Source organism: Vibrio sp. Vb0937 (genome assembly GCF_033338855.1).
The window spans coordinates 1-14,978 of the sequence record NZ_JAWOTK010000024.1 but is presented as its reverse complement, the minus strand read 5'-3'; the positions used below and the strand labels follow the sequence as shown (position 1 = coordinate 14,978).

The window sequence follows — 14,978 nt, the reverse complement described above, 5'->3', positions numbered from 1 at the left end:
AAATAGGCGTTCATTTATTTTTCTCCTAAAAACCAGAGAGGTGCTCTAACTCTCGATTCAGAAGGTCGTTATTGCCTACATTCAATTCTATAAATCGTTTTAGTTGGCTAATGCTTTCGATGTCTATCTTAGCGATCTTCAACCTAACCTCACACTTAGAGACATTCACAATTTGCGCTTTTAACGTAATCACTTGTTCGGATTGATCAAATGAAAAAGTCACATGGACTGGAAGGGTTGGATCCAAAGCCTCAGTCTCTTCCACTTTCATGAGTAAACCATGCAAGGAAAGATCTTGAATCCTAGCTTCAATTGCCAAGTCACGTTGTTCTATCTTAGCTGGAGCTTGATGGAGAATACGTGAAAAGCGTCGTCTCTCTGTCATATGAATATTCTCGTCAGGTCGTCAAACAGAATTGAATAGTATATCAATACGAACAAAAAATGTTCGATTGTTGTTTGAAAAGTGTCGAAGTCGCTACAGAGTGACGTAAGTGCAATGTCATGTTCTTAACGAACGAGACGGGCTAATGAGCTCTTTTTATAACAAAGAAAACAAAGGCCGCTATGATAGCGGCCTTTGTACAAATTACAATCAAACTTTGTGGGTTGCGATTACTTCGCAATACGCTTGTATTTGATACGGTGTGGTTCTGCGGCTTCAGGACCCAATGTTTTCTTCAACCAATCCATGTACTCTGTGTAGTTACCTTCGTAGAAGTTAACTTGGCCTTCGTCACGGTAGTCAATGATGTGGGTAGCGATACGGTCAAGGAACCAACGGTCGTGCGAGATAACCATTGCACAACCAGGGAACTCTAGTAACGCTTCTTCTAGAGCACGCAGTGTTTCAACGTCAAGGTCATTGGTTGGTTCGTCGAGTAGCAACACGTTACCGCCCGCTTTAAGCAGCTTCGCAAGGTGGACACGGTTACGCTCACCACCCGATAGTTCACCAATAATCTTTTGTTGGTCACTGCCTTTAAAGTTAAAGCGTGAACAGTATGCACGAGCTGGGATTTCGAAGTTGTTGATCTTAATGATATCAGCACCTTCAGAGATCTCTTGGAATACGGTTTTAGAATCGTCCATGCTGTCACGGAACTGATCGACCGATGCCAGTTTTACTGTATCGCCCATCTCAATTGTGCCCGAGTCTGGTTGTTCAGTACCACTTAACATCTTGAATAGCGTCGATTTACCTGCGCCGTTAGCACCGATGATACCAACAATCGCACCTTTAGGGATGCTGAATGACAGGTCATCAATCAGAACACGACCGTCAAATGACTTGGTCAGGTTCTTCACTTCAATAACCTTATCACCTAGACGCTCACCTGGTGGGATAAATAGTTCATTGGTTTCATTACGTTTTTGGTGATCAGAGCTTTGCAGTTCTTCAAAGCGAGCCATACGTGCTTTTGACTTCGCTTGACGACCTTTAGGGTTTTTACGTACCCACTCAAGCTCTTTCTCGATAGTCTTTTGGCGAGCACTCTCTTGGGAGGCTTCTTGTTGTAGACGAGCGTCTTTTTGCTCCAGCCATGAGGTGTAGTTGCCTTCCCATGGGATACCTTCACCACGGTCCAGTTCTAAGATCCAGCCCGCAGCGTTATCCAGGAAGTAACGGTCGTGGGTGATGGCTACTACGGTACCTGTGTAATCCACTAAGAAGCGCTCTAGCCAAGCCACTGATTCTGCATCTAGGTGGTTGGTAGGCTCATCAAGCAGTAGCATGTCTGGCTTAGAAAGTAGCAAGCGACAAATAGCCACACGGCGGCGTTCACCACCTGATAGGTGCGCAATTTTTTGGTCCCATTCAGGTAAACGAAGTGCGTTTGCCGCACGCTCAAGCGCATTTTCTAGGTTGTGGCCATCTTTCGCTTGGATAAGGGCTTCTAGCTCGCCTTGCTCTTTTGCAAGTGCGTCGAAGTCTGCATCTGGTTCAGCGTATGCTGCGTAGACTGCGTCCAAACGTTTCAGAGCGTCAGCAACGTCAGCAACCGCTTCTTCAACAACTTCACGAACGGTTTTTGATTCGTCTAATACTGGTTCCTGAGGTAGGTAACCTACGTTTAGACCAGGTTGTGGACGCGCTTCACCGTCGATATCCGTGTCGATACCTGCCATGATACGTAGCAGTGTGGATTTACCTGCACCGTTCAGACCTAAAACACCGATTTTCGCACCAGGGAAGAAGCTCAGAGAGATGTCTTTAAGAATTTGACGCTTAGGTGGCACAATTTTGCTCACCCGCGACATGGTATATACGTATTCAGCCATTGCCGATCGTTCCTAAATTAACTGTCATTCAAACCCATCATTTTATACCAAGTGCTTTGTTTTTGTTACCGCATTGCAAGAATTTCCCTAACGAATGGATTTCTTATTTTGAGCTGACCGGAAACTTACACGGTTAGGGTATACACTTTTGTTATTCGTTAAGAATGACGAAGTGTTTTCTATGCGAGTTAGAAACGCTTTGTCTCCATCGTCTTAAAAGTTTGACGAGTACAATTTTTAATACACTAAGTTGCTTTACATGGACATCTGCATTCTGTGTAAATAGATGCATGTGTGAAAATTGCCTTAACATCACATGAACTCTAACAAAACTAGGCTTTAGGGCAGTATATGTCTGGGGAAAATGACACAAATGAGATTCAACGTATCTGAATTGGCTAAAAACGTATGCTGCGCCGCCGCGTTGTGTGCTATGAGTTTGAGTGCTAATGCCGCGCTGAGTTTGGAAAAGCAGCGCGAAGTATATGAGCAAGCTCAAGATTTATTAGATAAAAATGACATCGACGGATACCTTTCGATTCGTCCTAAAATTTCTGACTATCCACTAACGCCTTATGTGGATTACCGCACTTTTATTAGACAGTTACCGGAAAAGTCACCACAACAGGTGAACGAGTTTATTTCTGAGCACGAGTCTTTTCCATTTTCTCGTCGAGTTAGCGCTCCATACCTCAATCATCTTTATAAGCAAAAAGATTGGAAAACCATTACTGAGTTTCAAAAAGTCATTCCTAGTGGTGAGCGTTACCAATGTATTTTCTACGTCGCTCAATTAAAGCAAGGCAAGAAAGTCGCGGCATTTAAAGGGGCTGAACATATGTGGTTACGTGGCATCAGCATTGCTGATGAGTGTGACCCATTATTTGCAGCATGGGACAAGGCGGGTGAGCGTACCGATGAACTGATTCTACAGCGTATGTTACTGGCGTTTGATGCTCGTAATGGCGGTTTGATGAGTTACTTGCTCAAACTGCCTAAATCAGCGCAGGCAAAGCAACAAGCCAAAGAAATGAAAGCGTTGTTTGATAATCCTGCAAGTGTTGCGGAATTCGCGAAGAAAAAACCTGCGAATGATTTTAATCGAGCGCAAAGTGAATATGCGTTAGAAAAGTTGGCTCGTATGAACACTAGCCAAGCACAAGGGGCGTACGATGCCGTCATTAAAGGACAGAAGTTTTCTCCAGAAAAAGCGCAAGAACTTGCCGACTATATTGCATTTCGATTGACTCGTACGGAGTCTGAGTCATTAGCTAAATGGCGCGATGATAAAACGAAAACCAGTCAGTACTTACCGTTGATTGAAACGCGCATCCGCTTAGCGATTCAAAATGCAGATTGGAAAGGCGTACAAGAGTGGATTGCTGTTCTAAATAAAGAAGAACAAGCCACGCTACGCTGGCAATATTGGCTTGGAAGAAGTGAAATAGCGTTAGGTGATGACATCGCGGGGAAACAGCGTTTAGCAACTCTGCTTGGGCAACGAAACTTCTACAGTGTGGCTGCCGCCAATGCAATCGGGCAATCAATCAAATACCCAACGCATACGGTTAAGTTGGATAAGAAAGTTGTTCAACCCTATCAAGACTCGTTAGCTCGTATCGAAGAGTTGATCGCGACGGATAAAATCGCAGCAGCGAAGAGTGAATGGGCACACTTACTGCGCCGCGTAGGGAAAGATGAAAAGGCGATGTTGGCGGCTTATGCATCATTTAAACGTTGGCATCACCTAACGGTGACCGCGAGTATTCAAGCGCAGATGTGGGATAATATCGAACTTAGGTTCCCAATAGCACACCGCTGGTGGTTTAACTTTTATGCGAAAAAGCACAACATTGATCCCGTCACGATGATGTCTCTCGCTCGACAGGAAAGTGCGTTAGATGTTGAAGCCCGCTCTCCAGTTGGCGCTCGTGGTCTTATGCAGATCATGCCTGCGACGGCGAAGTACACGGCACGTAAATATAAGTTGAGTTATCAAGGTACGCAGGATCTCTACAATGTAGGAAAAAATATCGAAATTGGTAGCCATTATTTGCAAGGTTTATTAGAGGATTACGATAATAATCGTATTTTTGCTCTTGCTGCTTATAATGCAGGTCCTAACAGAGTAAAAACGTGGCGAGAGCGTACCCAAGGAAAAGTGGATGCTTATGCCTTTATTGAGGCAATTCCATTTAAAGAGACGCGCGGTTATGTACAAAACATCTTGATGTTTGAAACATACTATCGTGATCTTTTGGGTATCGATGGCGCGTTCTTGAATCAACATGAGATCAATACCAAGTATTGAGTGAGGTAACTTGATGTCGCACGAACCCGAGTACAAAGACTGGCAACAGATTATTGAGCTAATTCGAACAAGTATGGGCACCCAGCAAGATGACATGCTGTTAACAATGTTGATGTCACGTGATGAGAGAGAGTCATTAATATCACGCGTTAATATAATTAACGAACTTCTTAAAGGAGAATTATCTCAACGTCAGATCAGTCAGATGCTTGGTGTGGGCATTGCCACCATTACTCGTGGCTCTAACGAACTAAAGTCGAAATCTGATGAAGAAAAAGACAAGTTGAAAGTCTTGTTAGAACAAGTTGCGGTATCTAAGTAGACAGTATATCCAATTTGCTTTTAGGCCTTGGTGTTACAAGTGACTAAGATAACGTATTACAAAGGGCGGAAATATCCGCCCTTTTTGCGTATCTAGAGACTAGGCTGAGTGTTATAAATTTGAAGGAAAATGCTCAGGGTTTGTGAATGGAATTAAAGCCAGAATCAAGGCTTGGTGATAGACCGAGCTTCGAGTTAGCTGGTTTTGGGTTAGCAGGCTAATAGCGCCACCTTTCTGTTTGATATTATCAGTACCAAACACTTCGTCCATTACATCTCCCAACTCATTCGCATCCTTGAGTTTTTCCAAGACTTTTGGCGGCAACATTAAGCTTGCAGAACGAGATTCACCGCGGTGAGTCTCTGACTCAACCACCATCCAAGCAAACGTCACGTTTGCTTCAATTCCCGCTTCGAGACCGACATAGTAATCCGCGTTTGGCATCTCTACTTTTGCGTTTTTAACGCGGTTTAGCGCACCACGATGAGTTTCTTCATTCGTCATGGGCTGATCTGCGACCTCACTCGGTACACTGATGCCAACGAAGTTGAACTCTTGATACGGAAATGCATTACGAAATGCACTTTGAACTGCATTAATTTTGGCTGGGTTTAGCGATGCGATTACGACTTTTTGGGTTGCCATGATCTTTTTACTCACTGGTGTCTATTAACTCAATTTTACTTGCGTAGGCTTTACGTTCTCACTCGGGTAACAGCCTAATACTTTCAAGTGTTTAGTGATTTTTGTTAGCTCTTCAAGTGCCTGTTGCATTTCTGTCGAAGCAAGATGTGATGTCAAGTCTACGTAGAACATCTCTTCCCACGGGTTCCCCATAATTGGGCGTGATTCTAGCTTGGTCATATTGATGCCGTAACGTTGCAGCACTAATAGTGTTTCAACCAATGAACCTGCCTCTTGGGAGGTCGACATGATCAATGTGGTTTTTGCTGGAATCTGAGTAGAAACTTCAACCGGTTTACGAGCAACCACGATAAAGCGAGTATGGTTTTCGGTTTGGTTTGCGATGTTGCCTTGAATTGCTTGCAAGCCATATAGCTTACCGCTTGATGCATTACCAATTGCAGCCACATCATCACGATCCATCTCTTGGACTTTCTGCATTGCATCTGCTGTGCTCGCGCAGGACTCCAGCTTTACCCCTTTCATACGGCTTAAAAACTCACTGCACTGTTGGTGTGGCTGAGGGTGAGAATACAGCGTTTTAATATCTTCCAGACGAATGTCTTTTTTCGCAACCAAGCAGTGTTCGATTGGTTGAGTCAGCTCTCCAACGATGTAAAGCGTCGTGTGTTGTAGTAAGTCATACACTTCATTAATAGAGCCTGAGCTGGTGTTTTCGATTGGCAGAACGCCATAATCAGCATGGCCAGATTCAACCGTTTGAGTCACTTCTTTAAAGTGCTCGCAGTTGAGCTCGATAAGCTCTGTATTTTTACGACTGAAGTATTCGCGACTTGCCAAGTGCGAATAAGAGCCTTTGGCTCCTAAAAAAGCGACGCGAGCAAGTGGCTTACGGCTTTGCTGTGGGTTAACGAGATTTTGCAGATAACTTTGTTGAAGCAGAACTGAGTCTTCAATGATGGTATGGAAAAGTTTAGTGATGTACTGCGCGTCAAGTTCGTATTTATTTTGGCCATTAGAAATCAGCTTGACCAATAATTGCTGTTCACGGACGGCGTCGCGAACAGGCTTTGAGGTTTGTACTTTGCTTTTGGCTACTTCAATGCTGAGTTTACGGCGCTCAGACAATAAGCTGAGAAGTTGGTCATCCAACTCATTCAAGCGTAAACGAATTTCTTCGAGGGAAATAGGTTGGTCAGTCATCAATTCTTTCCTTATAAAAAAGCCTCCCGATTTGGGAGGCTTTCTGTTTGTTTTTGACTTTTCTTTCACAAACGAGTTCGCCCCTCCAACTATGGGAGGAAAAAGAAGTCAAAAATAAACAGTGAGGTTAAATGCATAAATAGTGCTTAATTTATGAGTGTTTAAACACAATAAGCAAGGCTGGGGAGAGCGTCAAGCAAAAAAATAGCGCCTTTCGGCGCTATTTCCTCAATCTGTTCAGTTTACTCTTCTTCTTCCACTAGCTCAGGCTTACTTGCACGTCGAGCTTCAGGTTTGTGGGTCAGCTTGTTCAATTGTCGTTCTAGTTTTTGCTCCACTTCGTTGATAGCTGCGTAAAGATCTTCGTGAGTTGCTGAGGCAATGAGCTGGCCTTTAGGAACTTTGATAACCGCTTCGAATTTCTTCTGTTTGTTTGGTTCCTCACTGAAAGTTGCTTGGCAACCAATTAGGTCTACTTGCCATTTCTCCAGTTTTTTAAATTTGCTCTCAATATGAGCTCGGATTGCAGAGGTGATTTCGATGTTTTTGCCAGTGATATTCATTGTCATAAGTGTTTTTCCTCTGTTGCATCCCTCATGGGTTGAGTTCAGATTACCGCTTTAAGCATAAAAAAATGTGATTCAGATCATTATTTTGCTCGGGTTTTTTATGATGAAAAATGAATGTGATCTCACTCAAGAACTTCTGAGATTTATCGTGAAATTGCTTGTTATCGGTTAGTAAATCCGTAGATTGGATAGAGTACTCAGCTGAAAACGGCCTCGTTTTTAGGGAAGTTTTACGGCCTAATATTTGAGGTGGTTAAAATTTAACTACACGTAAGGTGTGATGACGATCACTGAGTTTTTCCAATGAATCCATTTAAAAAGCCGCTTACTGTACAAGCGGCTTTTTACTGTCTGGCATTTGGCTGACTTTTCGTAGCGGTATCATGAAAATGGGGTCTTTTGGGGCTAGTGAAACCCTTTCTAGACTTTTGACTTGGTCCAAACTTTCTAGTTGTTTGTATATTATGTAGTAGCGATTAATGCTTGTGACGTACCCAACCGTTGAGCTTAAACTTTTCCGCATAACGACTTCCACGTTATTAAACCAAACATTAGGATCGTAACCTTGTTGGGCTGCACGCTTACGAATACGCTCTACATTGCCGGGGCCCGCATTGTAAGCCGCCAATGTAAAGTAGAGTTTATTTTGTGCAGTAATATCAGGATCACTGAAGTACTGCTTACGCAAAAAAGCTAAGTATTTCACTCCAGCATGAATGTTGTTTTCTAATTGTCGAACATTTTTGATATTGATATTCGGATCTTGAGCGGTGCTGGGTAGGACTTGCATTATGCCAACGGCACCTCGGCTTCCAACTAGGTCGTTATTAAATCCTGATTCCTTGTAAGCGATTGCAGCGATCAGTAAATAGTCGATATCGTATTTCTCACCATAGCGTGAAAATAGCGCTGCGAGTTTTTCTAGTTGAGCAATTTTCTTAGGGTTAAGAGCTCTGTTCAACCATCCCGTGTTATCGATGTATTTACCGTAAATAACGTTACCGAGTAGTGTCCCAGAGCGAGACTTCTGGATGAACTTATTCACGACGGCTTTTAATTTGGGACTATTTTCTCGCATTGCCCAAGCAATTTTGCCATTTTTGCGGATAGGGATTTTTTTGTGCACCCGAATATCATCCATCACTTTCAGCCAAAGCTTGGCTTTATGGCTATCGAGAACAATGGCTTTGACGTAACCATTGTTGAGCATTCCGACCAGCTCATAATCTTGAAGTGTTTCTTCAATAAAGTGCACGATAACAGGCGGTAAGCCTTTTTTGTTTAGTTTCTTATTTAGTGTCTGAATGCTTTCAAAGTAGCTAGAGCTGGCGCGCACCCAAATCTCTTTGCCGCTCAGTTGTTCGATTTTCGTCATCGTTGGTGTGCTTTTGTTTGTCACTACCCACTCTTGAATGTCAGTGAGAATGGGTGAACTGAACTCCACTTTCTGTTTGCGCGTGTCGGTAATAGTCAGGTTGGCGACAACTAAGTCACCTGAACCGTTTTCTAAGGCTGGCAGTAGCTGGTCGCGGGCAACAGGAATAATTTGTACGTTAAGCTTTGGTTTGAGTTTACGAAGGTCTTTTTCGAAATGCGCCAGCAATTCCGCGCCTATGCCTTTTGGTGTGCCGCCCTCAATGTAGTAAAAGCCTAAATCAGCAGAAACTAAGACGCGCAGTACATTCTTCTCCTTGATGACATCGAGGTCCCCAGTATAAGGAGGCTGTTTGAGCGGCGAGATTTGCAGTGCGCAAACGGAAGCAGACAATAGGAGCAGCATAACTGCGCAAAGCTTAGATATCGTCACGTTCACATCCTTTTTATAAAGGGGGGAGGAGAACTTTAAGCATATGTGGAGCTAGGAAGATCATCAAGAAAGGGCTGAATACACTATTGAGAGTAATAAAAAACCGCCACGGTAAAAACGGTGGCGGTTCAGTTTAAAGCAAGTTCAATTACTTCACAGGGTTGAGCTCTATAAGCTTTTCAGTTCTTGCTACGGCGTCTTCCAAACCAAGTTGCTTGTAGGCCTCTAGCTGGATAGTCAGTGACTTACGTGCAGCTTCTGTGTCTGGATACGCTTTTTGTAGCTCTTGGCTGCGATTAATAGCAGCGACCCAAGCTTCACGGCGAAGGTAGAAGTCAGCAGTCGCTAAATCATAGTTCGCTAGACGGTTTTTCAGCGCGACCATACGTTTTTGTGAATCTTCTGCATATGGGCTATTCGGGTAACGTTGAAGTAGTTTTTTGAAGTCATCAAACGCTTTTTTTACCGGTTCAGGATCGCGATCGCTTCGATCTACGCTGAATAAATCATGCATAAAGTTACGATCTTGCGCCATGTGGCTTAGACCTCGCATGTACAGCACCCAATCCATCTTTTCATGGGTTGGGTTTAAACGCATAAAGCGAGAAATGGTTGCCAAGCCCAAAGCAAGGTCGTCGTTTTTGTAGTACGCATAGATTAGGTCAAGCTGCACCTGTTCAGAGTAGGCACCGAATGGGTAACGTGAGTCTAATGCTTCCAGTTTCTCAATTGCAGAAAGCCAATTACCACTTTGAAGAGAAATCTGTGCGTCTGCATACAGTTCCGAAGGCGGCACATCAGGAACGATTTCTTCTTTGCTTGCACATCCAAACAGAAGGGATACCGCTAAAAGGCCTGTTAAAGTCTGACGTTTCATATCAGGAGTCTGTTCCTTGAATCTAAATATTTCTTAAGCTGCCGTTACTTTCTTTCCAGTAACAGATACAATGACGTAATAGTCTATTTTTTCACAGTCGTGAGCATTAGTCTCACAGTTTTTAAAAAAGTTCGATATGGCTCAGCAGATTGTATTAACAAATACCGTAAAAGATAGCCAGTTAGGTCAACGTTTAGACCAAGCTATCGCCGAATTATTCGCGGACTTCTCTCGCTCGCGCCTAAAAGAGTGGCTGCTTGATGGGAAAGTTCAAGTTGATGGTGAAGTTGTCACTAAACCTCGTACCAAAGTAATGGGTGGCGAGGAAATTACATTGCAAGCCGAGTTAGAAGATGAAGAACGCTGGGAAGCGCAAGATATCCCGCTAGATATCGTCTATGAAGATGAAGATATTATCGTTATCAACAAACCTCGTGACTTTGTGGTTCATCCGGGCGCTGGTACGCCTGATGGCACTGTGCTTAATGCGTTGTTGCATCATTACCCTGATATTGCAGAAGTACCTCGTGCAGGTATCGTGCACCGTTTGGATAAAGACACAACGGGTTTGATGGTGGTGGCGAAAACCGTTCCTGCACAAACTCGTCTGGTTCGCGCACTGCAAAAACGTAATATTACTCGTGAGTACGAAGCGATCGCTATTGGTCGTATGACTGCGGGCGGTAAAGTGGATCAACCTATTGGTCGTCACTCTACTAAGCGCACGCTTATGGCGGTGGCACCAATGGGCAAACCAGCAGTAACGCACTACCGTGTTGCTGAACGCTTCCGCGAACACACGCGTATTCGTTTGCGTCTAGAAACGGGTCGTACGCACCAGATTCGTGTGCACATGTCTTATCTTCAGCATCCGCTGCTCGGTGATATTGCATATGGTGGACGTGCTCGCATCCCGACAGGTGCGTCTGAAGAGCTAACGGCAATGATCCGGGGCTTCGATCGCCAAGCATTGCACGCAGTAATGCTGCGCTTTGAGCACCCAATTACGGGCGAAGTTCTTGAGTTTCATGCTCCAGTGCCTGATGACATGGTTGTGATGACTGAAGCGCTTCGTCAAGATACAGAAGAGCACGGCTTACCGGAAGAATTCTAATATGAAGACGATCATTCCGAACTGGCCAGCGCCTAAAAATGTCAAAGCTTTCGCCTCAACACGCATAGGCGGATTTTCGACAGGCCCTTACCAAGGGCTAAATTTAGGTACTCACGTTGGGGATGATTTGTCTTTAGTAGAGAAGAACCGAGCTTGGTTGGCGCAACAGGCAAGCATGCCAAATGCGCCAATCTGGTTAAACCAAACGCATTCAACCGTTGTGGCTCAAGCAAATGAACCAACAACACAGGTGCTTGATGCGGATGGTGTATTTACTTCTTCAAGCCATGTTGTTTGTTCAGCGATGACCGCCGATTGTTTACCTGTATTATTGACTAATACACAAGGTACGCAAGTAGCCGCTGTTCACGCAGGTTGGCGCGGCTTAGCAAATGGCATTGTCGAAAATGCGTTAGCGTTGTTTTCTGGTGAAGTGATAGCGTGGCTTGGCCCCGCCATTGGCCCTCAAGCCTTCGAAGTGGGTGAAGATGTTCTGCAAGCTTTTGTTGATTTTGATTCACAGGCGAATCAAGCATTTGCTCCACGCGATATCGACGGTAAATGGTTTGCTGACATGTCGGTGCTGGCAACGCAACGTCTAAACCGGACTGGTGTGACACAAGTGTTTGATTCTGGACTTTGTACTTACCAAGATAAAGCCTCTTTTTACTCTTATCGCCGTGATGGTAAGACTGGTCGACAAGCAACCTTTATTTGGATCGAAGACTAGCTATAAGCACCAAAGTGCTAAGATGCATACTACTATTTTTGCAAAGCTATCTTTATTCATTCACTCCCTTGAAATTCCCCACCCGAGTATCCATCTTTCTAACTGTCAAAAGAATTTCCTTTAGTTGAGGTTAGGAAGGTAGATATGCGTCTTGATCGATTCACAAGTAAGTTTCAAATCGCTATCTCTGATGCTCAATCACTAGCGTTAGGGCGCGATCATCAATATATCGAGCCAGTTCACCTCATGGTGGCTTTGCTTGATCAAAATGGCAGTCCAATTCGTCCATTGCTTACTATGCTGGATGTGGACGTAACGCATTTACGCTCTAAATTGAGTGAAATGTTAGATCGATTACCAAAAGTCAGTGGCATCGGTGGGGATGTTCAGCTCTCTAGCTCGATGGGCACATTGTTTAACCTGTGTGACAAAGTGGCGCAAAAGCGTCAAGACTCCTATATCTCGTCTGAAGTCTTCCTGCTTGCCGCTTTAGAAGATCGCGGACCATTGGGGCAATTGCTCAAAGAGATCGGCTTAACAGAGCAAAAAGTCAGCCAGGCAATCGAAAAGATCAGAGGTGGTCAAAAGGTCAATGATCCGAATGCAGAAGAGCTTCGTCAAGCATTGGAAAAGTTCACCATAGACCTTACCGAACGTGCAGAGCAAGGTAAATTGGATCCGGTTATCGGCCGTGATGATGAAATCCGTCGTACTATCCAGGTATTGCAGCGTCGTACTAAAAACAACCCTGTGATTATCGGTGAACCAGGCGTAGGTAAGACAGCAATTGTTGAAGGCTTAGCGCAGCGCATAGTTAACAATGAAGTACCTGAAGGTCTGCGTGGTCGCCGTGTGCTATCACTGGATATGGGCGCACTGGTTGCTGGCGCGAAATACCGTGGGGAATTTGAAGAGCGTTTAAAATCAGTATTGAATGAACTTGCTAAAGAAGAAGGCAATGTCATCCTCTTCATTGATGAACTACACACTATGGTCGGTGCTGGTAAAGGTGAAGGCTCAATGGATGCGGGCAACATGCTAAAACCGGCATTAGCTCGTGGTGAGCTGCACTGTGTTGGCGCAACAACATTGGATGAATATCGTCAGTACATCGAAAAAGATGCAGCATTAGAACGTCGTTTCCAAAAAGTGCTGGTGGATGAGCCGACCGTTGAGGATACCGTGGCGATTTTACGTGGCTTGAAGGAGCGTTATGAGCTTCATCATCACGTCGAAATTACCGACCCAGCGATTGTTGCTGCGGCGAGTTTGTCACATCGCTATGTCTCCGACCGTCAGTTGCCGGATAAAGCGATCGACTTAATCGACGAAGCGGCTTCAAGCATTCGTTTACAAATTGACTCTAAGCCGGAGTCCTTGGATAAGCTTGAGCGTAAAATCATCCAACTCAAAATTGAGCAGCAAGCACTAAGTAACGAGCACGATGAAGCGAGTGAAAAGCGTTTGAAAGCGCTTAATGAAGAACTCAATGAAAAAGAACGTGAGTACGCTGAACTAGAAGAGGTTTGGAATACAGAAAAAGCAGCTCTTTCTGGTACTCAACATATTAAGTCTGAGCTTGAACAAGCTCGTATGGACATGGAGTTTGCTCGCCGAGCTGGTGATCTAAACCGCATGTCGGAGCTTCAATATGGTCGTATTCCTGAACTTGAGAAGCAGTTAGATCTTGCAACCCAAGCTGAAATGCAGGAAATGACGCTATTGCGTAATAAAGTAACCGACAACGAGATTGCAGAAGTACTTTCTAAGCAAACCGGTATTCCGGTATCCAAGATGCTAGAAGCGGAAAAAGAGAAACTACTTCGCATGGAAGACGTGCTGCATAATCGTGTGGTAGGTCAAAGCGAAGCGGTCTCTGTTGTATCGAATGCCATTCGTCGTAGTCGAGCTGGGCTTTCTGATCCAAACCGACCAATTGGCTCCTTCTTATTCTTAGGTCCAACTGGTGTGGGTAAAACAGAGCTTTGTAAGACACTTGCGAGCTTTATGTTCGACAGCGAAGATGCGATGGTCCGTATCGATATGTCTGAGTTCATGGAGAAACACTCAGTGGCAAGATTGGTGGGTGCGCCTCCAGGCTATGTCGGATATGAAGAGGGTGGTTACTTAACGGAAGCGGTTCGTCGCAAGCCGTATTCGGTAATTTTGTTAGACGAAGTAGAGAAAGCGCATCCGGATGTATTTAACATTCTGCTGCAAGTTCTCGATGATGGGCGTTTAACGGATGGTCAAGGTCGTACTGTTGACTTCCGTAATACGGTTGTGATCATGACATCTAACTTGGGTTCATCTCGTATCCAAGAGAATTTCGCAACATTAGACTATCAAGGTATCAAGAGTGAAGTGATGGATGTGGTTAGCAAACACTTCCGCCCAGAGTTCTTGAACCGTGTTGACGAAATCGTGGTGTTCCATCCACTTGGTCAAGAACACATTAAGTCCATTGCTTCTATTCAATTGGGACGTTTGGCGAAACGACTAGAGGAGAAAGGCTATCAACTAGAAGTTTCCGACAAAGCGCTCGATTTGATCGCTCAAGTTGGTTTCGATCCTGTGTATGGTGCGCGTCCTTTAAAACGTGCAATTCAGCAGAATGTCGAGAATCCGTTAGCCAAATCAATTCTGTCTGGTGAAATCGTTCCAGACAAGACAGTGCAGCTAATTGTTACTAATGACCAAATTTGTGCTCATCAATAATTGTATGGATACAGTAAAATTGAGATAAAAATCACACTAAAGGGGCCGTTTGGCCCCTTTTCTATAGTTTTTTAGAGTCTTTTGTCTGTTTTCTATACGAATAAACTAAAAAGGTGAGTTTTTTTAAAAAATGCACTTGTGTTCTTTAATGAACTCCCTATAATGCGCCTCCGTTGTCACGGGAAAGCAAGTAAAGCGGAACCTAAACAACTACGGTTAGTGAGTTAAAATTAACTCGCAGATAAATAACTTAAAAAAGTGTTTGACACGATAAGTTATCTAGCTAAAATAGCCGTCCACTTTGAAGAGAACTTCGAAGTGTGCTCTTTAACAATATAGACCTATCAATCTGTGTGGGCACTCGTTGATGATAATCCAATTCGATACTTCGGTATCAAA

The 14,978-nt window shown here is 44.1% G+C and carries 12 protein-coding genes and 1 other annotated feature; of the genes, 5 read left to right on the top strand and 7 right to left on the bottom strand.

Annotated elements, in window-relative coordinates; all coding sequences use genetic code 11:
* Positions 1 to 25 precede the first annotated feature (25 nt).
* Positions 26 to 385 (bottom strand): PilZ domain-containing protein, encoded by a 360-nt coding sequence (locus R7P67_RS19320; protein ID WP_065274196.1) that lies wholly within the window; start codon positions 383 to 385, stop codon positions 26 to 28.
* Between the two features lie 230 nt (positions 386 to 615).
* Positions 616 to 2,283 carry an energy-dependent translational throttle protein EttA gene (ettA, locus tag R7P67_RS19315; RefSeq protein WP_005381894.1) on the bottom strand — a complete coding sequence of 556 codons (1,668 nt, stop codon included), beginning with the start codon at positions 2,281 to 2,283 and terminating at the stop codon, positions 616 to 618.
* Between the two features lie 364 nt (positions 2,284 to 2,647).
* Between ettA and sltY the strand changes: the two genes are divergently transcribed.
* Together sltY and trpR are read left to right on the top strand one after the other, a co-directional pair.
* Complete coding sequence (gene sltY / locus R7P67_RS19310; RefSeq protein WP_411912811.1) at positions 2,648 to 4,594, top strand: murein transglycosylase; 1,947 nt, start codon at positions 2,648 to 2,650, stop codon at positions 4,592 to 4,594.
* Positions 4,595 to 4,607: 13 nt separating this feature from the next.
* Positions 4,608 to 4,916, top strand: a complete 309-nt coding sequence (trpR, locus tag R7P67_RS19305; RefSeq protein WP_005381892.1) for a trp operon repressor — start codon at positions 4,608 to 4,610, stop codon at positions 4,914 to 4,916.
* A 111-nt stretch (positions 4,917 to 5,027) separates the two neighbouring features.
* Here the strand turns inward: trpR and yjjX are convergent, their stop codons facing one another.
* The 5 genes from yjjX to bamD form a co-directional block, all read right to left on the bottom strand.
* Positions 5,028 to 5,561 (bottom strand): inosine/xanthosine triphosphatase, encoded by a 534-nt coding sequence (gene yjjX, locus R7P67_RS19300; RefSeq protein WP_005385931.1) that lies wholly within the window; start codon positions 5,559 to 5,561, stop codon positions 5,028 to 5,030.
* Between the two features lie 24 nt (positions 5,562 to 5,585).
* Positions 5,586 to 6,764, bottom strand: a complete 1,179-nt coding sequence (gene pheA, locus R7P67_RS19295) for a prephenate dehydratase (protein WP_318086045.1) — start codon at positions 6,762 to 6,764, stop codon at positions 5,586 to 5,588.
* Positions 6,765 to 6,776: 12 nt separating this feature from the next.
* Positions 6,777 to 6,898 (bottom strand) — a sequence feature (Phe leader region).
* 108 nt (positions 6,899 to 7,006) lie between these two features.
* Positions 7,007 to 7,333, bottom strand: coding sequence for a ribosome hibernation-promoting factor, HPF/YfiA family (hpf, locus tag R7P67_RS19290; protein ID WP_005381889.1), 327 nt, complete (start codon positions 7,331 to 7,333; stop codon positions 7,007 to 7,009).
* Positions 7,334 to 7,658: 325 nt separating this feature from the next.
* On the bottom strand, positions 7,659 to 9,140 hold the full coding sequence (locus tag R7P67_RS19285; protein ID WP_309473959.1) for a lytic transglycosylase F: 1,482 nt from the start codon (positions 9,138 to 9,140) through the stop codon (positions 7,659 to 7,661).
* 148 nt (positions 9,141 to 9,288) lie between these two features.
* Positions 9,289 to 10,017 carry an outer membrane protein assembly factor BamD gene (bamD, locus tag R7P67_RS19280; protein ID WP_005381876.1) on the bottom strand — a complete coding sequence of 243 codons (729 nt, stop codon included), beginning with the start codon at positions 10,015 to 10,017 and terminating at the stop codon, positions 9,289 to 9,291.
* Positions 10,018 to 10,153: 136 nt separating this feature from the next.
* Here bamD and rluD point away from each other — a divergent pair, with 136 nt between their 5' ends.
* From rluD to clpB, 3 genes are all read left to right on the top strand, one after another.
* Positions 10,154 to 11,131: a 23S rRNA pseudouridine(1911/1915/1917) synthase RluD gene (rluD, locus tag R7P67_RS19275; RefSeq protein WP_005381875.1), complete on the top strand. Its 978-nt coding sequence runs from the start codon at positions 10,154 to 10,156 to the stop codon at positions 11,129 to 11,131.
* A 1-nt stretch (position 11,132) separates the two neighbouring features.
* Entirely contained in the window at positions 11,133 to 11,861 is a 729-nt protein-coding gene (gene pgeF, locus R7P67_RS19270) for a peptidoglycan editing factor PgeF (RefSeq protein ID WP_104978810.1), read from the top strand.
* A gap of 144 nt (positions 11,862 to 12,005) precedes the next feature.
* Positions 12,006 to 14,579 (top strand): ATP-dependent chaperone ClpB, encoded by a 2,574-nt coding sequence (clpB, locus tag R7P67_RS19265; RefSeq protein WP_262652783.1) that lies wholly within the window; start codon positions 12,006 to 12,008, stop codon positions 14,577 to 14,579.
* Positions 14,580 to 14,978: the final 399 nt, after the last annotated feature.